The following is a 24,719-nucleotide window of genomic DNA, read 5'->3' on the forward strand; positions in this document are numbered from 1 at the left end:
TAATTATACGTAACCTCCCGTGAAAAGTCAACTGTTATCCGGCCGGTGATCCAGATCATACTGCAGCGGCACCAGATAAGGCACCAGGGTGCTGCCGCTGCGCTGAAAGTAATAGGCCGGATCCAGTTCCTCCCGGCGGAAGCTCTTGCGTCCGCCGGCTTCCTTTCGATCCCAGAAACGGTTCAGATCACGCAGCGGCAGATAGTAATACTGTTCCAGCGCAGCATAATAAATAATCAGAAAGGCAATGCCTCCCTGCCGTTCAAAACAGCGCATAAACTCCACCTGATGGGGGTGAACGTTATGAAGGGGGAAGGTATCTGTCCTGCATTCTTTTGCATCAAAGCATACCGGGATTCCCTGCACGACACCAATATAATCCACCGTACTTTTCTGATCAAAATAGGCCAGGGTAATGTGCCGGCTCTGCTTGTCTATGGTAATTGGCGTAATCGGTGTCGGGATTTTCTGGATCAGCGCCAGATTTTCCAGTTTGTATAATTCATTGGTCCGGTTAATGTACTCTTCTAAGGAAGAGCCTCTCAATCCTCTGGAATTCCAGGTAGACATCAGCGGGCGCACTCCTTTACTACTGTTTGGTAATCTGCCGGAACGTCAGCAGTTACTGTGGTTCCGTCCGGAAATTCCATGCGCCAGGCATGGAGAAGCTGACGGTTCAGGCCGGTGCGGCGGCGCCACTCCTGATTACGCTGGGCATCCCCGTACTTGGGATCTCCCAGAATCGGATGCCCCACCGAGGCCAGGTGTGCCCGGATCTGGTGGGATCTTCCGGTAATCAGATGCACGCGGAGTTCGGTACAGCCCTCCAGAAACTGTATGGGTTCATAGACCGTTTCGATCCGGACACTGCCCGGCAGTTCCTGATCCGATACGGAAACCCGGTTGGTTTTCCGGTCTTTGGCCAGCCATCCGGTGAGATGACGGCCTTCCTGCATGGTCCCGCATACGACACAGCGATAATATTTTGCCGCGGTACGGTCTTTCAGCAGACGGCTCAGCTCCTGCAGGCCGGCGATGGTCTTTCCTGCCAGAATCAGTCCGGAGGTATTGCGGTCCAGACGGTTGCAGACGGACGGCCGAAAATCACGGAGATCCTCTTTCCGGAGGCTTCCGGTCTCCAGCAAATAGGAAAGGATCCATTCGTTTACCGAATAGTCTGTCGGTTTTGCCTTCTGGGAAAGCATGCCCGCCGGTTTGTTCAGTACCAGGATGTCTGCGTCTTCATATACCACAGGGATCTGTTCCCGGCGGTACCGTGGATCTGCGTTCGGTTTTGCAAAATCTTCTGCCGGCGTATGGGACGCGAATTTTACAAACGTGTCATGTGAAAAATAGATTTTGATGGAATCCGCTTCTCTCAGGATTTCCTGGCCGGTCATTTTCCGGTCATTTAAGACAATATTCTTTTTCCGCATCATTTTGTGCAGAAATCCGGAAGATGCACCGCCAAGCAGCTTGGAAAGATATTTGAAGGATTTCTGTCCGGCCTGATGTTTCCCGATAATAAACTCTTCCACTGCTTAACTCTCCTGTTCCATATGAAGAAAATCTTTAATATAATAATCTGCCATCTGCTGTTTTACAGTTTTCAGATCAGCGGAATAGGAGTCTTCTACGGCGCATACTTCCATTCCCGCGTTTTTTCCTGCCAGGATGCCATTGGGCAGATCTTCGAATACCAGACACCGGTCGGGCTTGATCTGCATTTTGCGGGCAGCGCGCAGATAAACATCCGGGGATGGTTTGCCCTGCTTTACTTCATCGCTGGTGGTCAGGGCGTCAAACAGCCCTTTCAGATGGTTGCGGTGGAGAAACACATCCAGCAAAAGCCTGGAGTTGCTGGTGGCAATGCCGGTCCGGATTCCTTTGCGTTTCAGGTGGTGCAGGTATTCCAGCGCGCCGGGTTTCAGTTTTACTTCTGTGGCATACCGTTCCATGGCCATGCGGTTCCACAGTTGCTTCAGTTCCTCCAGTGTCTCGGGAAGATGGAAGGTATCGATGAAATACTGGGCTGTCTCAGTAAAACTCATACCTTCGATATCCTTCTGCAGGCTGTCCGGCACCGGGATCTGTCTGGAGGCAAAAAACGTCCGGTCAATATCGGTCCAGACCCACATGGAGTCAGCGAGGGTTCCGTCCAGGTCAAATAAAACCGCCTGTTTGTCTGTGAGCATAAATTCTTTCCTCTTCTGCTTCTGTTCTGCCGGAAAATCCCATGGGAACCCCAGAGGAACGACAGTCCAACAAAAAATCCGGCATCTGGATATTTGTGCAAATTCCGGATGCCGGTTATAAACAAGGGATATCTGTGTTCTTGGATCCCGGTTACTCCTCGTCTCCGGAGGAAGCAATGACCGAGATGCCGTCTGCCGCAGCGTCAGCGGACGCAGTCTGGGAATCTGTATCAGCAGCCTGGTCCTGTTCGTGGAGTTCGCCGCGGTTGGTGTTGACCAGGTTCAGGTTTTCCTGCAGGGACGCAATGAGATTGGTGTAGTTTTCATTGTTTACTGCAATGGCATTGCTGATGATCGAGGCCAGGTTCGCCAGAAGCTGGTCTGTATAGGTGATGGCGCTGGTGCGGATGTCATTGGCGTCATCGGTGGCCTTGTCCAGAATCTCCTGGGCCTGGTTGGAAGCGATGGTCACTACTTCATTGGCCTGGGCGTATGCCTGCTGCATGATCTCATGCTCGGTAATCATCTCCTGGGCGCGCGCCTTGGTCTGTTCGATCAGGGCGTCTGCCTTTTTCTGCGCGTCTGCCAGAATGGCATCCTTATTGCTTACCATTTTGGAATACCGTTTGATCTCATCCGGTGTGCTGTTTTTCAGGGCATCGATGATCTCATCCACTTCATCTTTGTTGACGATGATCTTTGTATTGGACAAGGGCTGAAATTTGCAGTTTTCAAAGTAATCTTCCAGTTCTGCGATAATTTCTTCTATACGACTCATGCTGTGCTCCTTTATGCTTCCTTGTTTTTGCTGAATTTCGACCGAACCCTGTCCGCAATGGACGGGGGAACAAAGTGAGAAATGTCGCCGTTGTACTGAGCGACTTCCTTGACAATGGTCGAACTCAGATAAGAATATTTGAGATTGGTTGTCAGAAAAATCGTATCCAGTTTCGGGTTTACGATACGATTGGTCTGCGCGATCTGCAGTTCATATTCAAAATCCGTCACTGCGCGCAGCCCCCGCACAACGATGGTGGCTCCGACCCGGTCGGCGTATTCCGCCGTCAGGCCGTCAAAGGTATCTACGCTTACATTTGGAATATGCGCAGTCAGATCTTTAATCATACTAACACGTTCATCCGTAGAAAACAACGGATTTTTTGCGCTGTTGCACAAAACAGCCACGATCAGTTTGTCTGCCATCTGCGCAGAACGCTCAATAATGTCAAGGTGACCGTAAGTTAACGGGTCAAAGCTGCCCGGATAGATTGCAATGCTCATATTGTTTCAGCTGAAATTTCAGCTCTCCTTTCCTGAATCACCGTGATCAGTTTCTGACACGTTTCAAAAATACATGCTGGTTTGTTTTGTATCGTTTGTCTTTCGTAATTTCGTAGATGCCGTCCCTGGTATAGACAGAAATATCCGTATCCATAGAGGTTTCCACAATAATCAGCGTCTCTTCCGTAATCGCAGAGGAGCGGGCCAGATAGTCCAGAGCCTGGATTTCCAGCTCTTTGCCATACGGCGGATCCAGAAACACCAGATCAAACACATACCGGCGCTCCATGGTCGGCAGTGCTGTCAGCGCATCCATAACCAGAAGATTGCATCTGGACTGAAACTTTGTGAAATTGATGTTTTCCTGAATGACTGCTGCCGCCTTGCGGCTGTTTTCCACAAGGACCGCTTTTTCTGCTCCGCGGCTGACTGCTTCCAGCGCCAGACTGCCGCTTCCAGCAAAAAGATCCAGCACTACGCTTCCCGGCACTCTGGTCTGGATCATGTTAAACAGCGTTTCTTTTATTCTGTCCGTCGTCGGTCTGGTATCAGAACCGGGCAGGGATTTCAGGGGGAGACTGCGGGCAGTTCCTGCAATTATTCTCATAGGGTTCCTTTCTGTATGAAATCTGTTTCCCGCCGGGGAAATTCCAACAGGGTTTCATCGATTCAGGGGTTCTTTAACTTACACAGAAGAATCTCCAGGGCGCGCTGTACGGCCTTGTCCCTGATCCGGCTGCGGTCCCCGGTAAATAGATTCCGGTAGACACTGACCGTCCCGCGGGCATAGCAGCCGAGATAAACCAGTCCCACCGGTTTGTCTGCTGTTCCGCCGGTGGGTCCGGCAATTCCGGTAGACACGATGGCGTAGTCACTGCCTGCCGCCCGCGCGCATCCGGACGCCATCTCCGCCGCAGTCTGCGGGCTTACGGCGCCAAAGGTATCCAGCGTGTGTCTGGATACGCCCAGAAGCTTATGCTTGGCTTCGTTGGAATAAGTAATATATCCTTCCTGATAGACGGCAGAGGCCCCGGAGGGATCAATCAGAGCCGCGGCAATCCGGCCGCCGGTACATGATTCTGCCGTGGACACACAGCAGTGCATCCGGGTCAGTTCCGCTACGATCGCATCCTGTATCATACTTTATCCCCTCTAACTCTGTTCTTTCATCACATCTTTGTTTTTGATCAGATAATCCACCAGGGAAACCACGGTTAAAACCAGGGCGGCATAGGTGAGCACGGTGGTGAAAATCCAGTAACCCGGAACCGGAAGGTTCAAAAGGAGGAAAATGACCATCGCCATCTGGCAGACAGTTTTTGCCTTGCCCCACATGCTCGCGGCAATGACCACCTGATTGTCTGCGGCAATCAGCCGGAAGCCGCTGATAATGAATTCCCTCGCGATAATGATGATCACAATCCAGGCCGGAAGCCTGCCCATGTCTGTCAGGCAGATCATCGCCGAACACACCAGCAGTTTGTCCGCCAGCGGATCCATAAACTTGCCGAAATTTGTAATCAGGTTATATTTTCGGGCGATTTTTCCGTCCAGCATATCCGTCAGGCTGGCAACAAGAAATATCACCAGAGACAGATAATCGCCTGCAGTTCCAAGTACGTCCGTCAAAAGGAAAAAGACAAAAAACGGAATCAGAATCACCCGGAACATCGTCAGTTTATTTGGTAAATTCATAGCTGCTTCAACTCTCCAATCAGGTCATATTCATGGGCCCCGGTAATGACCGCTTCCACGATACTGCCGGACATCAGTTCGTAATCGCAGCCGACAAATACATAGCCGTCTACATCCGGGGCATCCCGGTAACTGCGTCCGATATAAGTGTCTTCCTCGGCAATCCGGCCCTCAATGATTACCGGCAGGGTCCTGCCGATCATTTCCCGGTTTTTGTCAAAGATTACCTCTTCCTGCAGTTCCATCAAAGCGTCCCGCCATTCTGCTTTCTGCTCTTCCGTGTGCTGCTGCGCAAAGGCCGCCGCCGGTGTGTCTTCTTCCCTGGAATAGGCAAATACTCCCAGACGGTCAAATTCGGCATCATTGACAAACTGCATCAGTTCTTCGTGCTGTTCTTCTGTCTCGCCCGGGAATCCGGCAATCAGTGTGGTGCGAAGAGCCGCATCCGGCATTTTTTCCCGTATCATATGTATTTTTTCGATAATGTCTTCCCGGCTGGTACGCCGTCCCATCCGACGCAGTATCTCCGAATTAATGTGCTGGATCGGCATATCCAGATAATGGCAGACCTTGCGGTTGCGCACCATGGCGTCCAAAAGCGCTTCGTCGATTTCTTCCGGATAGCAGTACATGATACGGATCCATTCCAGGCCTTCGACTGCGTTGAGACGGTCCAGAAGCTCCGGCAGAGCCTTTCTTCCATACAGATCGGTGCCGTAGACTGTGGTTTCCTGGGCGACTAAAATCAGTTCCTTCGTGCCGCCCGCTGCCAGGCGGCGGGCTTCCTCCACAAGATCTTCCATGGGTACGCTGCGGTACGGTCCCCGCAGGGACGGAATAATGCAGTAGGTACAGTGTTTGCTGCAGCCTTCGGAAATTTTCAGGTAAGCATAATAGCCTCCGGTGGTCACGCTTCGTCCCTCCGGATGTGCCTCAATATCATCCAGGCTGCGGAACGATTCATAATACTGTCCTGCCAGCACGCTGCGGATGGCCCGGGCAATCTCTCCGGTTGTATTTGTGCCGATGACCGCGTCCACCTCGGGAATTTCCCTGTGGATCTCCTCCCGGTAGCGTTCTGCCATGCAGCCGGCAACAATCAGGGCCTTCAGTCTGCCGGATGTCTTATACTCTGCCATTTCCAGTATGGTCTGGATGCTCTCTTCTTTTGCGTCATTAATAAAGCAGCAGGTATTTACTACGATGACGTCTGCCTGGGATTCCTCATCGGTAACGGTGAAATCCTCATGCACCAGGCTGGAGAGCATATATTCCGAATCCACCCGGTTCTTGTCACATCCCAGGGAAATAAACAACACTTTCATCATAAGGACGGTTCTTCCGATTCTTCTGATTCTTCTGGTTCTTCCAGGTCTTCAAAAAGATCCTCGTCTTCGGCATCTGCCGCGCTGTCTTCTGCCTGGTAGCCTTCCGGTACAATATTTACTTCACCGCGGTACAATTCTTCAACGGCAATGGATAACGGCTTCCGGTCCGGATCCTTGACTTCGATGGTGGGCTCATCCCCGTCAATCAGCTGACGGGCCCGTTTTGCGGAGGCGATGACAATGGAATATCTGCTTTTGATAAAGGGCTCGTCCCCTCCTTCGCGTTCATTGATTGCTGCGATTAATTCCGTAAAAGATGGATGGATCATTTCAGTGTTCTCCTTTCGAAAATGCTCTGAGTTCTTCTTTGATTCTGTGGATTCTGTCCATATTGTAAACCATGCGGTGCTTTTCATTCTGAATCAGATCATAGACCTGTCTGACACAGGCATCCAGCTGATCGTTGATCACCAGATAATCATAGGCTTCACATCCGTCAGCTTCTTCATAGGCCCGGCTAAGCCGCGACAGAATAACCTCCGCCGTCTCGGTGTCTCTTCCCACCAGACGCTGCTTCAGCTCTTCCGCGGAAGGAGGCGTTACAAAAAGCAGAAGGGTATCGGGATATTTCTCCCGGATTTTCATTGCGCCCTGCACTTCTATTTCCAGGATCACATTTTTTCCCGCTGCCAGCTGCCGGTCCACATACGCGCGGGGAGTCCCGTAATAATTATCGACATACTGCGCGTACTCCAGCAGTTCATCCTGCAGAATCATCTGTTCAAACGCTTCCCGGCTCTTGAAAAAATAGGAAACGCCCTCTTTTTCCCCTTCCCGGGGAGCTCTTGTGGTTGCTGAAATGGAAAGGGCGAATTCATCCGGATGCTGTGCCATCAGCTCCCTGACAATTGTGCCTTTTCCGGATCCGGAAAATCCGGATATAATAGTTAAAATTCCCTGTTGACTCATGGTTTATTCACCGCCTTGTTCTTTTTCTGCAAATCTGCTGCTTAAAGTATCTGTCTGCAACGCCGACAGAACAATATGACGGCTGTCCATGATCAGGATACTCTTGGTTTTGCGCCCCTGGGTTGCATCAACAACGTCGTCTGTTTCTTTTGCTTTCTGGATCATCCGCTTTGCCGGCGCGGAGTCTGAATTGATCACTGCCACGACGCGGTCCGGGTTCACCAGGTTGCCATATCCGATATGAATCATTTTTTTCATGTGCCGCCTATTCTATATTCTGAATCTGTTCACGGATTTTTTCAATACCGGTCTTTAAATCAATTGCCAGGTCAGAGGTGGCCAGGTCATTGGCTTTGGAAAGAATGGTATTGGCCTCGCGATTCATTTCCTGGGCGAGGAAATCCAGCCTGCGGCCCACATCACCCCCGTTTTCCAACACCTGCCGCATCGAATGGATATGGTTTTTCAGGCGTACGGTTTCTTCATCGGTGCAGATTTTGTCAGAAAACAGCACCAGTTCCGATGCCAGCCGGTTTTCATCGATCTGAACATCTCCCAGCAGTTCCTTGGCCTGGGCTTCGATCCGGCTCCGGTAATCCGATACAATTCCCGGGGCCCGGGCTTCGATCTGCGCCACGTCTGCATCCAGCTGCTCCAGCTTGCCCAGCAGATCCTTTCTAAGGGAACTGCCCTCTTTTTTGCGGGCCTCGATAAGCTGTTCTGCCGCTTCGCAGACGGCAGTCTGCAGATCCTTCCACACTTCTGTTTCGTCCGGTTCTGCATCTTCTGCTGTCAGTACATCCGGAAAATGCACAATGGAAGACACAGAGATATCATTCTTCAGGGAAAAATCCTCCGCGACCTGCCGGAAATATCTGACATATTCGGCCGCAAGGCTCTGATTGTAACGAAGCGACGATGCTTCCTCTGACAGCTCTTCGCAGTAAAGACTGAGATCCACCTTGCCGCGGTGGATCATAGTTTTCAGAAGGCTGCGGATCTGTACTTCAAAAGCATTCAGCCGCCGGGGCATCCGGATATTCAGTTCCAGGAACCGATGATTCACGGACTTGATTTCTACGGTGATTTTTCTGGCGGAATTGGTGATCTCACTTCTGCCAAATCCGGTCATGCTTTGAATCATAACAGGAACATCCCTCCTTGTGATGACATAATTCAATACATTATACTTTTTTTTCCACTTCAAGTCAAACAGAAACCGTTGAAATTTTATCCTGTCCGGCTATAATGATTAGAGCGCGAAAAACTGCGCATGGATGAAACAACAGGAAAGAAAGGAAACTGCTTATGGCTTATGATGGAATTGCGGTATCCAATATACGGCACGATCTGGCAGAAGAATTCACCGGGGGACGCATCAGCAAAATTGCGCAGCCGGAAAAAGACGAACTGCTTCTGACACTGAAGGGGACGGACGGACAAAAACGTCTGCTGATTTCCGCCAGCCCTTCTTTGCCGGTGATCTATCTGACAGAGGAAAATAAAAAAAGTCCCATGACTGCCCCTAATTTCTGCATGCTGCTGCGCAAACATGTTTCCGGGGGACGTATTGTAAACATTACGCAGCCGGGCTTCGAAAGAATTCTTATTTTTGAAATCGAGCACCTGGATGACCTGGGAGATCTCTGCAGGAAACAGCTGATCGTCGAACTGATGGGCAAGCACAGCAATATTATTTTCTGCGACGCGTCCGGCAGGATCCTGGACAGCATCAAACACATCTCCGCCAATATCAGCTCCGTCCGGGAAGTGCTTCCGGGCAGACAGTATTTTATTCCCAGACAGGAGGGAAAAACATCTCCTCTGGATCTTACGGATGGACAGGCGCTGATTCAGAGACTGAAGAGCCGTCCCATGCCGGCTGCCCGGGCCATTTACTCCTCCTATACCGGATTCAGCCCGCTGGCTGCACAGGAAATCTGTTACCGGGCCGGTATTGACGGAGATGCCCCTGTGGACTCTGTCACTGCGCTGCAGTGGGACCGGCTGGCCGAAACATGGATTCATTTTATGGATGCCATACGAAACGGTGACTTTTACCCGAATATGATTCTGGATGAGGGAAGACCCCTGGAATTTGCCTCTTACCATCTCACGATGTACCGTGACAAGGAAACCGTACCCTATGATACCGTTTCCCATCTGCTGGTGGATTACTACGCGAAAAAAGCCGCTGATACAAGAATCCATCAGAAATCTGCCGATCTGCGCCACCAGGTCAATGTGCTCCTGGAACGCACGCGGAAGAAATATTATCTTCAGCAAAAACAGAAAAAAGACACGGAAAAAAGGGATAAATACCGGAAATACGGGGAAATGATCCACGCGTACAGCTATCTGCTGAAAAAAGGTATGGCCGGCTTTGAAAATACGGATTACGAAACAGGAAAACAGATGCAGGTCCCCCTGAACAAGGATCTGACTCCTATGGAAAATGCCGCGAAATACTTTGCCCGCTACAACAAGCTCAAACGCACGGACGAAGCGCTCACGATCCAGCTGCAGGAAACCAAAGATGACCTGACCCACTTGGAATCCATTGCCGCATCGCTGGAAATTGCGGAAAATGAAGCCGATCTTGTCCAGATCCGCCAGGAACTGGCAGATGCAGGCTATCTGAAACGTCCTTCCGGAAAACAGAAGAAAAGCAGGGAAGTCAGCCAGCCGTACCACTATCGCTCTTCCGACGGCTTTGACATTTATGTGGGAAAAAACAATATTCAGAACGATGCCCTGACCTTCCGGTTTGCCCAGGGGAACGACTGGTGGTTTCACGCCAAAGGCATGCCGGGCTCCCATGTAATTGTCCGCTGCAAAACCGGTGAACTGCCGGACCGTACCTTTGAAGAAGCCGGACGGCTGGCAGGATACTATTCCGCCGGACGGGGCAGCGAAAAAGTGGAGATCGACTATCTGCAGAAAAAAAATGTAAAAAAACCAAACAAGGCAAAACCCGGTTTTGTGGTTTACTACACAAACTATTCCCTTACGATAGATACTGATATTACCGGCATAGAGCGGATCGAATAACCCGGGAGCAGCGGATCTGATGAAAACCGTCTTTACAGATTTAAATCCGTCCCATCTGCCTGCTGCAGCTCCTCCAGGCGCTGTGCCAGGCGGATGTGTTCCGGCCGGGTCAGATCCGGATCCTCCCGCAACGTATCCGCGGCTTCCCGGGCGGCATCCTGCAGCAGCTTCATATCCCGAAAGACATCGCCCACCTGAAAGGAAAAGGATCCGCTCTGCCGGATACCGAAAAACTCACCGGGACCCCGCAGTTTTAAATCTTCCCGGGCAATTTCAAATCCATCGTTGGAATGATTCAGAATCTCCAGACGGGGATTTTTTTCTTTGCCCTGGTTTCCCTGCATAAAAATACAGTAAGACTGAAGATCCCCCCGTCCGACCCGTCCCCTGAGCTGATGCAGCTGCGCCAGGCCGAAGTGCTCCGCGTTTTCAATCATCATTACGGTGGCATTCGGCACGTCCACGCCTACTTCAATCACCGTAGTCGCCACCAGAATCTGTATTTTCTGCTCCAGAAACTGTTCCATAATCCGGTTTTTTTCGTCCGGTTTCATTTTTCCGTGCAGGACGCCCACCTGATAGTTTCCGTTATAGTATTCCCGCAGCCGCCGGGAATAGTCTGTCACATTCTCCCCGTCCATCCCTTCGGACTCTTCCACAAGGGGACACACAATGTAGGCCTGATGGCCGGCCTGAAGTTCCTTTTCAATAAATGCATAGGCTTTCTGACGGTAGGAACCGGTCACAACACAGTTTTTTACCGGCAGCCGGCGGGCAGGCAGTTCATCGATGACAGAAATATCAAGATCTCCGTAAAGAATAATGGCCAGTGTACGCGGAATCGGCGTCGCGCTCATCACCAGAATATGGGGATGTTCGCCCTTGGCCGCGAAGGCAGCCCGCTGCCGGACACCGAATCGGTGCTGTTCATCGGTAACCACCAGCGCGAGCCGGCGGTATGCGACAGCGTCCTGAATCAGCGCATGGGTCCCGACAATCAGGGCGCCCTGTCCGGTGCGAATTTTTTCCAGCGCTTCCCTGCGGGCAGCTGCCTGCAGGGAACCGGTAAGCAGCACGACTTCGCAGTCCGCCCCCGCGCGCTGACAGAAATCGGTCAGTTTCTGATAATGCTGCCGAGCAAGCACATCGGTAGGCGCCATAATCGCCGCCTGGTAACCGCTGTGCACCGCATCCAGCATGGCAAGAAAAGCGACAATGGTTTTTCCGGATCCCACATCCCCCTGGATCAGGCGCTGCATCACTGATGCGCCCCGCATGTCTGCCTGCACTTCCCGCAGCGTACGCAGCTGAGCATGGGTCAGGGCATAGGGCAGCTGCCGGATCCGGCGGTCCGTAAATCCGTCATCCACAAAGGAAAAACTGTTGGGTTCCTGAAGGGTCTGGGACCGGGAACGATGCATCTGCAGCAGAAACAGATAGAATTCATCAAAGGCGAAACGGGTTCTGGCCGCGATACAGGCGGTTTCATCCTCCGGGAAATGCATGTTGCGGACCGCAAAATCATAAGGCATCAGATGGTGTCTCTGCCGTATGTCCTCCGGCAGATATTCCATATCCCGGGGCAGATCTTCCAAAACTGCCGTCACCGCCTTCCGTACTGCCTGATTTTTCAGACCTTTTGTAAGGGCATACACCGGCTGGATGGTCTGCGCCAGGGCAGCATATTCTTCCGGTGTGTAAATTTTCGGCTGTTCCAGGAAATAATCCCTGTTTTTCTGTATCAGCCGGCCGTAAAACACATAGTCGCGTCCCCGCTGCAGCAAAGAACGTATATACGGCATCCGGAACCAGATCATACGGATGCGGCCGAAGGAGGCCGGTACATCCATGATGGCTGTTTTTTTCGGGGTTTTCGCGTTTACCACAGGTGGACGCATCACCTGCAGGTGCAACGCCGTCATCGTTCCCGACACACAGGCATCCGGTTCGCGGACCGGCGGATACTGCTCATAATCTCTTGGAAAATACAGCAGCAAATCCCGGATACTGAAAATCCCCAGTGCATGATAATATTCGGCTGTTTTTTTTCCGATTCCACGGATTGCTTCGATCGGTTCCTGTGCCTGCATGGTCCGCTCCTTCTATATTATATAAAATCTGCTGCTGTCCGCCGCGTCTGTCTGTAAACTATTTGAAAAAGGACTGCTCCATCAGCAGAAAGATCTGATCTAGCAGTCCTGTACGCCCGTTGCGCATACGGTATGTGAAAATACTTATTCCACGGAAATAATATAGTAATATACCGGCTGTCCGCCATACTGAATATCGACTTCGCATTCCGGGAACAGCGTTTCGAATTTTTTCCCCAGTGCCTCTGCGTCCTCCTCGGCAGTATCCGCCCCGTAGTACAGGCTGATAATCGAGGACTCCTCATCTACCATTTTTCCAGTCATGGCAGCGGCAACTTCGGCAAGATCCGTCCCGTTGCTCAGGATCTTCTTCCTGCCAATTCCCATATAATCCCCTTTGCTGATCGTGATTCCGTCAATTACGGTATCCCGCACCGCATAGGTGACTTCGCCGGTTTTGACCGTCTGAATCACTTCTTCCATGCCGGCCCGGTTTTCTTCCGCTGACTGTTCCGGAATGTAATTGATCAGCGCTGTCACTCCCTGGGGAACGGTAGTGGTGGGGATGACGATCACTTCTTTTTCTCCGGACAGAGAAGCGGCCTGGTTAGCGGCAAGGATGATATTGGAATTGTTGGGGAATACAAAAACAGATTTTGCGTTCACCTGTTCGATTGCCTTCAGAAAATCATCCGTGCTCGGATTCATGGTCTGTCCGCCGGAAATCACATAATCCGCGCCAAGGCCTTCAAATACCTCGGTCAGGCCATCGCCGGCAGCCACCGCGATAAATCCCACTTCCTTCATTTCCTTCGGCTTTGCCGGTGCGGAACCGGCAGCCTGCTCTTCCGACAGTTTCTGGCTGTTCTTAAAGAGACGCTCCTGGTGCTCTTCCCGCATGTTGTCAATTTTGATCCGGCTCAAAGAGCCCATGGTAAGACCGCGCTGCAGCGCATTGCCCGGGTCATTGGTATGGACGTGTACCTTCACCATATCATCATCCGCCACCAGAACGATGGAATCACCGATCCGGTTCAGATATGCCCGGAATTTGTCTTCTTCTTTTTCCGACAGGGGCCGGTTCAGTACAACGATAAATTCCGTACAGTAACCGTACTTGATTTCGGCTTCCGTCTCTTTTGAAATCTTCATGACCCTGGCAGCAGGCGCGGCCTCGATGGTATAATCAATCTCTTTTCCCTGGAAGGCGTCTCTGGCTCCCTTTAACACCTGAACCAGGCCCTGTCCGCCGGAATCCACGACACCCGCTTCCTTTAATACCGGAAGCATCTCCGGTGTTCTGGATAATACATGGTCCGCTTCCTGAATCAGCGCATCGATGTATTTTGAAAGATCATAGGCGTCATCACCGGCCAGTTCCAGCGCCTTATTGGCGACTCCTTTGGCAACGGTAAGAATGGTGCCTTCCTTCGGCTTCATAACAGCTTTGTATGCCGTCTCCACCGCTTTGTCAAAGGATTCGGAAATCACAAACTTATCGATGGTTTCGTATTTTTCAATGACTTTTGTAAATCCGCGAAACAGCTGGGAAAGAATTACGCCGGAATTGCCCCGCGCGCCCCGCAGGGATCCGGATGAAATGGCTTTTGCCAGGGTTTTCATCGTCACTTCCGTCAGGCTGTCCACTTCTCTTGCGGCTGACAGGATTGTCATGCTCATATTCGTTCCGGTGTCGCCGTCCGGAACCGGAAAAACATTCAGTTCGTTAATCCATTCTTTCTTTGCATCAAGATTTTTCGCCCCGCTCAGGAACATCTTCTGCAGAAGATTGGCGTCAATCACAGTTTTATCCACAGTCCTTCCCCCTAATCAATTACACGGACACCTTCAACGTAGATATTGATTTCGTCGATGGTCATTCCTGTAAATTCTTCTACTTTATATTTGACGGTACTGATCAGATTGTCCGCTACTGTTAGGATGCTGACGCCATAAGATACAATGACATGAAAATCCAGTACAATATGGTTGTCCTGCATCTGTACGGTGATGCCGTGATGCAGATAATCTCTTTTCAGCAGTTTTACAAGTCCGTCTTTCATATTGACTGCAGCCATTCCAACGATGCCGAAACATTCTACGGCCACAGATCCTGCATAGGTGGCAATGACCTGTGAGTCTATGATTACAGTTCCTAATGAATTATCAATCTGGCCTTTCATACTGGTCCTCCAACTTACTGCGGCAGCCGTTCATCCGTCTGCCGCATTATCAGTTCAAAACTATACAACTTATTATACAGAAATTCAACTCAAAAATAAACAGTACCGGGGAATATCATGAAGTTTAAAAAAAGTGTTGCATTATCCGGTTTCATCTGTTAAAATATCGTTTGTTGTAATGATTATTCGAGGAGGTGTTACGCATGGCAAAATGTAGTATTTGTGGAAAAGGTGCTCATTTCGGTAACAATGTCAGCCATTCACATAGACGTTCAAACAGAATGTGGAAGTCCAATATCAAGAAAGTGAAATGCAATGTCAACGGTGCTCCGAAAAGAATTTACGTTTGCACTTCCTGTCTTAGATCCAATGCTGTAGAGCGTGCATAAGTACAGAATACAACCAGAAAAGAGATCGCCTGATACAGGCGGTCTTTTTATTTTGTCCGTTTCCGTCATCGGAACCTGACGAAGGCTGTCCATGGATCGAAAAAACTTCCCGCCGCAGTTACAGACGGGAAGTTTTTTTCGATCATTGAAATCCGGATCCTGACGGGAAGCAGAATCCGCAAAACCGGCTTCTGCTACTCGGTCTCCAGATCCAGCTTTTCTTTCAGCTCTTCTTCTGCTTTTGCCCGGGCTTCCTTACGGGCTTTTGCCTTCTCCGGATACTGTTTTGCCTCTCTGTGATCCATAAAGCGATTGACAAAATCCGGTATCATATCGATCAGTTTGGTAATGCCGTCCTGACTTTTAATATTTACCATACGGACCGAACCATCCTGTACGACAATGACTGCGGTGGGGGAAATCTTCCCGCCGATGCCGCCTCCGGTTCTTCTCTTTTTTTCTCCCGCAAAGGCTCCGGCGCCCATACCGAAGGAAACATCGGTCAGCGGAAGCAATGTGGTATTGCCCAGCTGCACCGGTTCGCCGATGACTGTCTTGCTGGACAGGAATCCTTCCATGCCTTTCATGAGAGATTCTACCGTAGTTCCGAAAGAGTTTTTGTTTGTTGTATTGCTGTCTGTCATGAGATTTCGTTAACCTGCCTTTCGTATGGTGCGAATCAGTGTTCTGACTTCTTTTCTTCGAATCAGTGCCACCAGGAATATCAGAAGATATATCAGCTGGATCCTTCCGCCTGCGCGGAGGGTTCCGTTAAAATAGGTAACATCCGTTTCAAAATCCGGCTGCAGATCCAGATCACTGGCCATAAGAGCCGGCAGAAGGCTGATCCCGCCGCACAGAAGACCGGTGTAAGAGGGATCCGCAAAGCCAAAGGCGATGCTGCCGGTGAGCTTTCTCGGCCGGTAATGGTAAAGCAGTCGTTTTACCCTTGGAATCAGTATGGGCAGAACTTCGCTTTCCCGTATCCGGCGGATAACAGCAGGAAGTCTGTGGGCCATCCCGCCCAGCGCGGAAGCTCTGTCTGAAAATTTTTCCTTCTTGTTTCCCTTTCTGCTTCTGCCGGTGTCCCGGAAGGTTTCCCCGCTGCTGTCTTCCAGGAATTCCTCCTGCGGCGGTATGCCATCTGCCTGCTGTCTGTCAGCGGCATCCGGTTCTACTTTCGGTCCGGCTGTCTGACGTACCGATTCCTGACCGGCTGCCTGGAACTCTGTCTGGTCCGGAATATGATTCGGAGATTCTTCTGCGTGTTTTCGCCTGCGCCTTTTTCGTGAATGTCTGCGCCGCCCGGTCTTCTCTTTTCTCGGAAACAGCTGTACGCCAAACAGCCGGATGCTGTACCTGGTTCCGGTATCCGGATCATAGGCAAACGACAGGCGCAGGACACCGAAAAGCCAGCGGGCGCGCGCAGCTGCGGTACGGGCTTCACTGTCCCCCTGTGCCTGGTATACAATCGGCGCAAAGAGAACCAAAGCCAGGAGCGCCAGAATCACACAGAGAACGCAGAGAAGCACCAGACCGATAATTTTGAGGACTGCAAACAGAATCATCATAAGCAACGGTTCCTCCTGCTTCCCGGTGACGGTCTGCCCTGTTCCATATAGCTGCGGACATCAAAATCGCCCCGGGCATGATACACCTCACGAATCACTGTTTCCGTCAGATCCAGCGCCTCCTTCCGATACCCCGCAATTCCAAGAATATGCAGCTGCCGGGAGGGATATCCCTGCTGGAGCAGGCAGCTGCTCGGAATAATTTCAAACAGGGCGCCTTCTGCCCCTGACCATGCCAGAAGATATACCGAAGGATGTATCATACGGTTGGAAATTCGATATTTCAGCATGGCGCATCTGCCTTTCACAGACGCTCCCAAAAACAAGTTTTCGTACCAGTGCATACAAATTCTCCCATCTTTCCGAAGACGACGGCTCAGTTCTCCCACTGTCTGTTTCGGCGCAGTGCCTGGTATTGCCGGTAGGCCTGTTCCAGAATGCTTTTTTCATTGGAAAACTTCAGCAGATGGATTGCTTCATGGTACTTGTAATATCCGCTGTCTGTAAAATACTCTTCTCTTTGCGGTCTGCTGAAATAGCTGTTGCTCTGCATCAGGTACCAGTGAACGGTCTTTTCCACCTGGTTGTTGGGAATATGGAAGGAATAGGAACTTTCTCCGACGTAGCGCACAATCTGCGCGGAAACGCCGGTCTCTTCCTTCACTTCTCTGAGTGCTGTGTTTTCACAGGTTTCGCCTTCCTCCATGGTTCCCTTTGGAAGCACCCATCCTTCATAACGATTTTTATACTGCTTATACAGAAGCAGTATTTTTCCCCGATAGATCACTATTCCACCGCAGCTTGTTGCTTGGATCATATCCAGCCTCCAGACATTCGACTTTTTTCAAGTATACGCTTTTTCCGGCAGGGATGCAACTTCAGGCAAAGTAGGTGTCAAAAACTTTTTCCGCAACCGGAACTGCAGAGGAGGACCCGCTGCCGCCGTTTTCCACGATTACGGCAATGGCGATATCACGTTTTCCCTTTTTACTGGCAAATCCCACAAACCAGCCGTGGCTGTCCCCCTTTTCATTGTATTCCGCGGATCCGGTCTTGCCATAGGCCTGATAGGAATCATCTGCCATGGCTCTGGCCGTGCCTTCCGTCACCACGCCGCGCATAAATTTTTTCAATACCGCGGCATCCGACGGATCCATAATGGACCCGTATGTTTCCGGGGACCAGGAGCTGACCGTCAGACCGGTATCATTTTTCACACGATCCACCGCATAGGGTTTCATGACGACACCGTTATGATCAATGGCAGCGGCGATCATTGCCATGTGCAGGGGGGAAACCAGGGTATCGCCCTGTCCGATTGCCGTGGTCATGATCTTTGCGGTTCCCTGTTTTTTCTCTAAAGTAAAACGGCTGGACGCCGCGGAAAACAGATTTGTGGGCAGAGGCTGGTTAAACATCATACGGTCAGCAAGGGTACGGTATTTCTTTATATTCAAATCCAGCCCAATGGTGGAAAAAGCGGTGTTGCAGGATTTTTCGAATGCTTTCTGCAGATTCACCGTGCCGTGGGCCGTATTCCCATAGCAGTGAATCGTGGTTTTTCCCTTTGTCACGCTTCCGGTACAGTGATGGGAATAGTCTTTGTAATTTTTATGCTCATGTATGTACTCCAGGGCTGTCAGGATCTTAAAGGTGGATCCCGGTGGATACAGACCGTTGGAGGCCCGGTTTAACAGGACGCTGCTGCTGCCGTCACTGGTGACCTTCTTCCATTTAGCTGCCAGTGTTTCCGGATCAAAATCCGGCTTGGATACCATGGACAGCACTTTTCCGGTTTTTACGTCCAGGACGACTACCGCGCCCTTCCGGTCGCCCAGCGCCTGATAGGCCGTTTTCTGCACCTTGTAGTTCAGGGTCGTAACGACTGAATCTCCCTGGGATTTTTTTCCAAGCAGGTCATTGTAGATCTGCTTCAGAAAAAAGGTGTGGGAACGGAGCAGGCTGAAGTTATATTTTGATTCGATTCCGGATTTTCCGTTATTTGTATATCCTGCCACATGGGCAAACATCCTGCCGCTGGGATAGCTGCGTGTTTCTTTCCCTTTTTCGTCTGTTTTGCTTTCCGCGATTGTTTTGCCATCGGCGGTGAGAATACTGCCCCGCAGCACACGCTCCGCGTAAAGATTCATGCGTGTATTATGGGAATTGCTGATGACACTTTCACTTCGGACCACCAGGAAAAATATAAAGTAGGCAATCAAAGCGAGGAACAGGAGAATGAAAAACACGTTGATCAGATGAAATTCGAATTTTCTACCACCGTTCCTCCTCAGATTCTCCGGATTCCCCTCCGGACTGTCCGGATAACGGATTCCTCTTCTTCTGTTTTCTTCTGCTGCCGCTCTGCGGGACGCGGTTGTCTGATCCATATTCTTCTGCTTTCCGGTTCTGCGGCTGGTATTGTGCGATTTGTCTGATTTGGTTTTCCGAAGCATAGAGTTCTCCCTCGTTATGACGCAAAATATATAATCCCTGAATAATGGCAAACATGAAAATGCTGACAAAGATCGAGCTTCCTCCGTAGCTTACAAATGGAAGCGTCAGTCCTGTAGACGGAATGAATTTGATGACACCGCCGATATTCAGAAAGACCTGTACCCCGTATACGCAACTGAATCCAAGGGCAATCAGCTTGTAAAACAGATCCTGGATCGACATGGCCACATTAGTGATGATAATAAAGCAGCTTAAGCATACCAGAATGATGCAGATGGAAAAAATCCCGCCGAATTCCTCTCCGATGGCGGCAAACACGAAATCGGAAGACCCTACCGGAATAGACTCCGGTTTGCCCTGAAACAGGCCGGTTCCGAACCATCCGCCGGTACCGATGGCAAACATCGCCTGGGCCACCTGGTAACCGCCTCTGTTGTAATTGGCAAAGGGATCCTTCCAGGCCGCCACACGTACTTTCACATGGCTGAACATCTTGCCTGCCGCAGCTGCGGCCAGAGCGCCCAGGCCAAATCCGCCAAGCAGATAGATTCCCTTGCGGGATGCCACATACAGCATCACAATATAGGTACAGAAAAAAATCAGCGCGGCCCCAAGGTCGTTGGAAGCCACCAGAATCATGACATGCAGCGCGGCCACCACCGTCGTAAGGACCACCTGTTTGAACTCTGTCGTTTTGGCATACATACAGGCTACGTAGAATACAAACAGTATTTTCACAAATTCGGAAGGCTGGAAGGTAATGCCGCCTACTGTAAATGTGATGTGGGCACCGCCGGAAGTCCGGCTGAATACCAGCACGGCACCCAGGGCAGCGATTCCTATGGCTGCATAAACCCAGGTGAATTTCCGCAGAAGCCTGAACTTGACAATCAGCTGGGGAATAAAAATGGATACCACCACTGCCAGTGCCGCCATCTCCAGCTGCCGGACTGCGTAAGCGGGATTCAGCCGGGTCAGAACAATAAAACCGATGAGCAGAAGCATGCACATATGATTGATGATTAAGCGCTCCGCGTATTTATAGATGACCCGATAGATCAGAAATACCACCAGTATCAGAGCAACCCCGGCGGCATAAAGAAGCCAGACCGTCAGCTCCAGCCGGACCGTAAATATCACCAGATAACAGATAAAATGCAGGGCAAACATGCACCGCGTCTGTCTGGCAAACAGCGAACGGGTTCGCCGTTCACTCATACGGGTATTTAATAACAGAAAGCTGGTCAGGGTATATTCCGCAAACAGAATCAGCACCACATATTTTGCCAGCTGTGACAGTAAATGAACCATAGGTACCTCTTATTTTACCCCGCGGTGAAAATGTCCGCGGCTGAATTTATGTTCAAAAGTCTTTTTATCAGGCGCCTGATAGCCGCCGGCAGTTCCCAGCGCCTGCTCATATTCCCTGAGAATGCGTCCCGCTTCCTGTCCGGTTTCATCCGTAAAAACAATTCTCCAGGCGGAGGGATGGATCGCATGTAATTTTTCCGCATGATCCAGCAGATATAAGGGCCGGCTCTGGTAAATTATATTCATGCAGTTGGAGCAATCCCGCTTCACCGGCAGATAATTCTGATATCTGTCCGCAAGGAGCAGTCCCTCTGCCGCGGAGGGATTCTCTTTGGCGCAGCTGTCATAATTGCGGTACAGACACTGGGCCGACAGCATCAGGGGGATTCTTCCGTAAATCATCAGTTCCGCGCCTTCGGAGCACTGATGCATCAGCTCGCCGGCATTCAGTTCCAGGGGCAGGGTATAATTCTTAATTCCCATTTCGCGGAATGCCCCGCAGGCTCTGCGGGAAAAGACATATACGCCGGCATCCAGCACTATCTTCTGTCTGGAAATGGAGGGATTGTTCCACACAAGTCCGAGACTGTCATAGCTTCTGACCAGATAGCGGTCAAATCCCAGCAGATGAGCCCGGTCATCGCTGCGCATCACATAGGAAAAACAGTAACCTGCCTCTTTGCCGGATCTGCGGATCCTGTCACGGTCCTCTTCCAGAATTTCCAGCAGGGTTTCCTTCGGATAGTCCAGGTCGATTCCCTGTACAAAATCACATGCCGCGGCTGCCTGCATCTGTTCCCTGGTGGCGGCAGTCACATACAGCAGCGGAGCATCTCCGGAAGATACGGGATCGGAAGCGTCCGAAAAAAGCGCAGGCTGTTCCGAATCCCCGGATCTGCGGTAGGAGGAGGCGATCTGCGCTTCCAGCTGTTCCAGCGCCTCCCGGCGCAGTTCGTTGATTCTGCCAATGGGGAGGAACAGTCCCTCTTCCAGCTCCACTTCCGCCTCCGTCAGTACAAAGGGCGTATCCCCGGTTTTTTTCAGCTGTTTTTTTATCTCCCGGGCTGAAATCGGCCGTTTCTGCGCCGGCACCAGTTCCTCTGACATGGCTGCGGCAGTAAAGTCCCCGGCCTGGGCCGTCAGCACCGCCGGCGCACCCAGACTGCCGTAAAACGCCATCTGCACCGGAAGCCTCCGTTTGTGCGTGAAAGACGGACTGCCGCTGCCGGAACTGTGGGAAGGACTGTGATCCGCAAGCATTTTGCGGCCGTTTCGGCAGAAATAATAGCCAGCAGTAAAACCGGAACGGTTTCCATATGCCAGCAGCCGATCCCGGTCTTTCTGACGGACGGCAAACCCGGAAGGATCCGATTCATACAGATCCAGATAATAGCGGTAGATTTCTGTCACTCCCGCGGCGTACTCCAGCTGCTTCATGCGTCCCTCAATCTTGAAGGAGTCGATGCCTGCGCGGCACAGGTCCGGAAGCAGGTCTACCGTACACAAGTCTTTCATGCTGAGGGGATACAGTTCCCCGGAGGAAAGGGGCTGCCGTCCGTCTCCTTCCTTTTTCCAGAGTGTATAGGGAAGGCGGCAGGGCTGCGCGCATCTGCCCCGATTGCCGGAACGTCCCCCATACAGACTGCTCATCAGACACTGTCCGGAATAACTGTAGCACAGCGCGCCGTGGATAAAGGTCTCAATTTCCAGTCCGGTTGCCTTCCGGATGGCGGAGATCTCTTTTAAGGAAAGTTCCCGGGCCGTTACAATCCGCTCCGCTCCTGCAGCTTTCAGAAATTCTGCGCCGGTCCTTCCGGCGACAGACAGCTGGGTGCTGCCATGGATACTCAGTTCCGGAAAATTGCGGTGCAGGAAGCGGATAACGCCAAAATCCTGCACAATTGCCGCATCCAGACCATGCATGTACAGAGGACGGATAAAATCATACAGATCCCGGTCAAATTCCCTGTTTTTCACCAGGGTATTCACCGTCAGATGAATCCTGCTTCCCCGGACATGGGCGTAATCAATGATTTCAAATAATTCTTCCTGCGATAAATTGCCTGCGTAGGCTCTGGCCCCAAACTGGTTTCCGGCCAGATATACCGCATCCGCCCCGGCATCAATCACTGCCTTGGCGATGGAAACGGATCCTGCCGGTGCCAGTAATTCGTGCTGTTTCATGCCGTTCCTCCATATGTTCCGAACTTCAGTGTTTCTTTCTGCGTGTCAGTTCTTCATATCTGGTCTGGAGAGCTGCCAGCTCCTGCCGGGTCATGTTCAGTTCCTCCCGGACCTGTTTTAAATCTGTCTCCATCTGTGCAGACAGTTCCCGCTCCTTCATCAGATCATCCGCAATATTGATCTGAATCATCAGCTCCTTTGTGTCTGCACTCATGCGGCGTCCGACAGATTCCTGGTCAATCTCCGCGATTTTCCGGTTCAGATAGGCCGCAATTTTCTGGAGATATTCTTCATTTTCGTTTCCTGACATGGTGAAGATTTTTCCGCCAATGAGTACCTGTGTATTCGATTTGCCGTTCATACTTCCTCCTTACTGCCGATCCGGACAGTCCAGACCAAAATGGCGGTATGCGTATTCCGTAACTACGCGTCCGCGGGGAGTACGGTTAATCAAGCCGTTTTTCACCAGATATGGTTCATAAACATCTTCGATCGTTCCCGCGTCTTCTCCGACCGCCGCTGCCAGAGTATCCAGCCCGATGGGGCCGCCGTTGAATTTCTGAATCATCGTCATCAGAATCGTCCTGTCGTTTTTATCCAGTCCGAGGCGGTCCACTTCCAGCAGATCCAGGGCAAAGGCGGCAATTTCCTGCGTAATGACCCCGTCATATTTTACCTGGGCGAAATCCCGGACCCGCTTCAGCAGGCGGTTGGCCAGACGGGGCGTGCCTCTGGACCGGGAGGCCAGTTCTTTTGCCCCTTCTGCGTCGATGGTAACCCCCAGGGTATCTGCGGACTGCCGAATAATCTGTTCCAGCTGGGGCACGGTATAGTATTCCATATGTGAAATTACACCAAAGCGGTCCCGCAGCGGTGCGGACAGCAGTCCGGCCCGGGTGGTGGCGCCCACAAGAGTAAACCGGGGCAGGTCCAGCCGGATGGAACGGGCCGCTGCTCCTTTCCCGATCATAATATCGATGGCGTAATCCTCCATCGCCGGATAAAGCACCTCTTCTACCTGCCGGTTCAGACGGTGAATTTCATCCACAAACAAAATATCGTTCTCCTGCAGGCTACTTAAGATGGCCGCCATTTCTCCCGGTTTTGCGATGGCCGGTCCGCTGGTCACCTTGATCCGCACGCCCATTTCGTTGGCAATGATTCCGGCCAGGGTGGTTTTCCCCAGTCCCGGAGGGCCGTAAAAAAGCACATGATCCAGCGCTTCCTTCCGCTGCCGGGCTGCTTCGATATAAATCCGAAGCATGCCTTTGATCTTATCCTGACCGATATAATTATCCAGAGTCATGGGACGCAGACTTTTTTCTGTTTTCAGGTCTTCTTCCTGCACCTGTGTGGCTATGACTTTTCTTTCCATAATATCCGTCTGCCTCTTCTCTTATAACGTAGACAGCCGCTTTAATGCCTCCTTCAGAATCGTTTCCGTGTCACTGTCGTCGGAAATGGAAATCTGGGACAGAATCCTTGCGGCGTCAGAAGCGGAATACCCCAGAGCCACCAGGGCCATGGATGCCTCGGACCGCTGCCGGGATCTGCTGTCTGCAACGGCAGCATCCGCAGGCGCTTCCGCATCTGTATCGGGCAGAATATCCTCCGGGTGTATTTTGTCTTTCAGTTCAATAATCAGCCTCTGGGCTGTTTTTTTGCCGATCCCAGGCGCCCGCGCAATCGTCTTGTCGTCCCCGCTCAGGACTGCGAAGCGCAGTTCATCCGCCGAGAAAACAGAGAGAATCGCCAGTCCTCCTTTCGGACCGATTCCGCTGACTGTGATCAGCATACGAAACAGATTCACATCTTCACGGTTTAAAAACCCAAACAGCGTGAAGCTGTCTTCCCGCACATTGGTATAGGTATACAGCTTCACCGGTTCGCCCAGCGCAGGCAGCTGATCCAGAATTCTCCCGGATACCTGTATATTGTAGCCGATTCCGTGATTATCTACAACAATATGGTCAGCAGCCGTTTCTTCCAGCGTGCCTTTAATGTATGCATACAAC

The 24,719-nt window shown here is 51.3% G+C and carries 28 protein-coding genes; 2 read left to right on the top strand and 26 right to left on the bottom strand.

The annotated features are described in order from the left end of the window. Positions 1-27: 27 nt before the first annotated feature. The 13 genes from CXIVA_RS11475 to CXIVA_RS11535 form a co-directional block, all read right to left on the bottom strand. Positions 28-570: a Holliday junction resolvase RecU gene (locus CXIVA_RS11475; protein ID WP_013978206.1), complete on the bottom strand. Its 543-nt coding sequence runs from the start codon at positions 568-570 to the stop codon at positions 28-30. Continuing rightward, positions 570-1,538 (bottom strand): RluA family pseudouridine synthase, encoded by a 969-nt coding sequence (locus tag CXIVA_RS11480; protein ID WP_013978207.1) that lies wholly within the window; start codon positions 1,536-1,538, stop codon positions 570-572. Before CXIVA_RS11480 ends, CXIVA_RS11475 begins: the two co-directional genes overlap by 1 nt. A 3-nt stretch (positions 1,539-1,541) precedes the next feature. After that, positions 1,542-2,195, bottom strand: a complete 654-nt coding sequence (locus CXIVA_RS11485) for an HAD family phosphatase (RefSeq protein ID WP_013978208.1) — start codon at positions 2,193-2,195, stop codon at positions 1,542-1,544. A 151-nt stretch (positions 2,196-2,346) separates the two neighbouring features. Then, entirely contained in the window at positions 2,347-2,973 is a 627-nt protein-coding gene (locus CXIVA_RS11490; RefSeq protein WP_013978209.1) for a hypothetical protein, read from the bottom strand. Positions 2,974-2,984: 11 nt separating this feature from the next. Next, the gene (gene coaD / locus CXIVA_RS11495; RefSeq protein ID WP_013978210.1) at positions 2,985-3,476 is read right to left on the bottom strand and encodes a pantetheine-phosphate adenylyltransferase; all 492 of its coding nucleotides are present in this window, start codon (positions 3,474-3,476) and stop codon (positions 2,985-2,987) included. Positions 3,477-3,522: 46 nt separating this feature from the next. After that, the gene (gene rsmD / locus CXIVA_RS11500) at positions 3,523-4,125 is read right to left on the bottom strand and encodes a 16S rRNA (guanine(966)-N(2))-methyltransferase RsmD (RefSeq protein ID WP_278244628.1); all 603 of its coding nucleotides are present in this window, start codon (positions 4,123-4,125) and stop codon (positions 3,523-3,525) included. Positions 4,126-4,145: 20 nt separating this feature from the next. Then, positions 4,146-4,616, bottom strand: a complete 471-nt coding sequence (locus tag CXIVA_RS11505; protein ID WP_013978212.1) for a CinA family protein — start codon at positions 4,614-4,616, stop codon at positions 4,146-4,148. A gap of 12 nt (positions 4,617-4,628) precedes the next feature. Then, positions 4,629-5,171, bottom strand: coding sequence for a CDP-diacylglycerol--glycerol-3-phosphate 3-phosphatidyltransferase (gene pgsA / locus CXIVA_RS11510; RefSeq protein ID WP_013978213.1), 543 nt, complete (start codon positions 5,169-5,171; stop codon positions 4,629-4,631). Beyond that, entirely contained in the window at positions 5,168-6,496 is a 1,329-nt protein-coding gene (gene rimO, locus CXIVA_RS11515) for a 30S ribosomal protein S12 methylthiotransferase RimO (RefSeq protein WP_041729101.1), read from the bottom strand. Before rimO ends, pgsA begins: the two co-directional genes overlap by 4 nt. Beyond that, on the bottom strand, positions 6,496-6,828 hold the full coding sequence (gene rpoZ, locus CXIVA_RS11520; protein ID WP_013978215.1) for a DNA-directed RNA polymerase subunit omega: 333 nt from the start codon (positions 6,826-6,828) through the stop codon (positions 6,496-6,498). The genes rimO and rpoZ overlap by 1 nt, the downstream gene beginning before the upstream one ends. Before the next feature lies 1 nt (position 6,829). Further along, positions 6,830-7,468, bottom strand: a complete 639-nt coding sequence (gene gmk / locus CXIVA_RS11525) for a guanylate kinase (protein ID WP_013978216.1) — start codon at positions 7,466-7,468, stop codon at positions 6,830-6,832. 3 nt (positions 7,469-7,471) lie between these two features. Further along, complete coding sequence (locus CXIVA_RS11530; RefSeq protein WP_013978217.1) at positions 7,472-7,726, bottom strand: DUF370 domain-containing protein; 255 nt, start codon at positions 7,724-7,726, stop codon at positions 7,472-7,474. A 7-nt stretch (positions 7,727-7,733) separates the two neighbouring features. After that, complete coding sequence (locus tag CXIVA_RS11535; RefSeq protein WP_013978218.1) at positions 7,734-8,612, bottom strand: YicC/YloC family endoribonuclease; 879 nt, start codon at positions 8,610-8,612, stop codon at positions 7,734-7,736. A gap of 164 nt (positions 8,613-8,776) precedes the next feature. On the opposite strand from CXIVA_RS11535, the gene CXIVA_RS11540 reads away from it, so the two are divergent. Then, the gene (locus tag CXIVA_RS11540) at positions 8,777-10,519 is read left to right on the top strand and encodes an NFACT RNA binding domain-containing protein (protein WP_013978219.1); all 1,743 of its coding nucleotides are present in this window, start codon (positions 8,777-8,779) and stop codon (positions 10,517-10,519) included. A 32-nt stretch (positions 10,520-10,551) separates the two neighbouring features. On the opposite strand, the gene recG is transcribed toward CXIVA_RS11540, so the two are convergent. The 3 genes from recG to CXIVA_RS11555 form a co-directional block, all read right to left on the bottom strand. Further along, a complete protein-coding gene (recG, locus tag CXIVA_RS11545; RefSeq protein ID WP_013978220.1) occupies positions 10,552-12,609 on the bottom strand; it encodes an ATP-dependent DNA helicase RecG in 2,058 nt (685 codons plus the stop codon). Positions 12,610-12,753: 144 nt separating this feature from the next. Further along, on the bottom strand, positions 12,754-14,385 hold the full coding sequence (locus CXIVA_RS11550; protein WP_347475650.1) for a DAK2 domain-containing protein: 1,632 nt from the start codon (positions 14,383-14,385) through the stop codon (positions 12,754-12,756). Between the two features lie 50 nt (positions 14,386-14,435). After that, on the bottom strand, positions 14,436-14,792 hold the full coding sequence (locus CXIVA_RS11555) for an Asp23/Gls24 family envelope stress response protein (RefSeq protein WP_013978222.1): 357 nt from the start codon (positions 14,790-14,792) through the stop codon (positions 14,436-14,438). A 203-nt stretch (positions 14,793-14,995) separates the two neighbouring features. Here CXIVA_RS11555 and rpmB point away from each other — a divergent pair, with 203 nt between their 5' ends. Then, the gene (gene rpmB / locus CXIVA_RS13950; RefSeq protein WP_013978223.1) at positions 14,996-15,181 is read left to right on the top strand and encodes a 50S ribosomal protein L28; all 186 of its coding nucleotides are present in this window, start codon (positions 14,996-14,998) and stop codon (positions 15,179-15,181) included. 194 nt (positions 15,182-15,375) lie between these two features. On the opposite strand, the gene CXIVA_RS11560 is transcribed toward rpmB, so the two are convergent. The 10 genes from CXIVA_RS11560 to ruvA form a co-directional block, all read right to left on the bottom strand. Beyond that, positions 15,376-15,825: a GerW family sporulation protein gene (locus tag CXIVA_RS11560; RefSeq protein WP_013978224.1), complete on the bottom strand. Its 450-nt coding sequence runs from the start codon at positions 15,823-15,825 to the stop codon at positions 15,376-15,378. Between the two features lie 9 nt (positions 15,826-15,834). Then, a complete protein-coding gene (locus CXIVA_RS11565) occupies positions 15,835-16,752 on the bottom strand; it encodes a hypothetical protein (RefSeq protein WP_013978225.1) in 918 nt (305 codons plus the stop codon). Continuing rightward, on the bottom strand, positions 16,749-17,096 hold the full coding sequence (locus tag CXIVA_RS11570; protein ID WP_013978226.1) for a hypothetical protein: 348 nt from the start codon (positions 17,094-17,096) through the stop codon (positions 16,749-16,751). Before CXIVA_RS11570 ends, CXIVA_RS11565 begins: the two co-directional genes overlap by 4 nt. A 32-nt stretch (positions 17,097-17,128) precedes the next feature. After that, positions 17,129-17,569 carry an NUDIX hydrolase gene (locus tag CXIVA_RS11575; protein ID WP_013978227.1) on the bottom strand — a complete coding sequence of 147 codons (441 nt, stop codon included), beginning with the start codon at positions 17,567-17,569 and terminating at the stop codon, positions 17,129-17,131. Positions 17,570-17,630: 61 nt separating this feature from the next. Beyond that, positions 17,631-19,142, bottom strand: coding sequence for a penicillin-binding transpeptidase domain-containing protein (locus tag CXIVA_RS11580; protein ID WP_013978228.1), 1,512 nt, complete (start codon positions 19,140-19,142; stop codon positions 17,631-17,633). After that, positions 19,027-20,520 carry an FtsW/RodA/SpoVE family cell cycle protein gene (locus CXIVA_RS13955; protein ID WP_013978229.1) on the bottom strand — a complete coding sequence of 498 codons (1,494 nt, stop codon included), beginning with the start codon at positions 20,518-20,520 and terminating at the stop codon, positions 19,027-19,029. Before CXIVA_RS13955 ends, CXIVA_RS11580 begins: the two co-directional genes overlap by 116 nt. A 9-nt stretch (positions 20,521-20,529) precedes the next feature. Then, on the bottom strand, positions 20,530-22,704 hold the full coding sequence (locus CXIVA_RS11590; RefSeq protein ID WP_013978230.1) for a U32 family peptidase: 2,175 nt from the start codon (positions 22,702-22,704) through the stop codon (positions 20,530-20,532). A 25-nt stretch (positions 22,705-22,729) separates the two neighbouring features. Further along, on the bottom strand, positions 22,730-23,065 hold the full coding sequence (locus tag CXIVA_RS11595) for a cell division protein ZapA (RefSeq protein WP_013978231.1): 336 nt from the start codon (positions 23,063-23,065) through the stop codon (positions 22,730-22,732). Between the two features lie 9 nt (positions 23,066-23,074). Then, positions 23,075-24,079 (bottom strand): Holliday junction branch migration DNA helicase RuvB, encoded by a 1,005-nt coding sequence (gene ruvB, locus CXIVA_RS11600; RefSeq protein ID WP_013978232.1) that lies wholly within the window; start codon positions 24,077-24,079, stop codon positions 23,075-23,077. Between the two features lie 21 nt (positions 24,080-24,100). After that, the gene (gene ruvA, locus CXIVA_RS11605; protein WP_013978233.1) at positions 24,101-24,718 is read right to left on the bottom strand and encodes a Holliday junction branch migration protein RuvA; all 618 of its coding nucleotides are present in this window, start codon (positions 24,716-24,718) and stop codon (positions 24,101-24,103) included. Position 24,719 lies beyond the last annotated feature (1 nt).

The sequence above is a fragment of the Clostridium sp. SY8519 genome, assembly GCF_000270305.1.
Classification (GTDB): Bacteria; Bacillota; Clostridia; order Lachnospirales; family Lachnospiraceae; genus SY8519.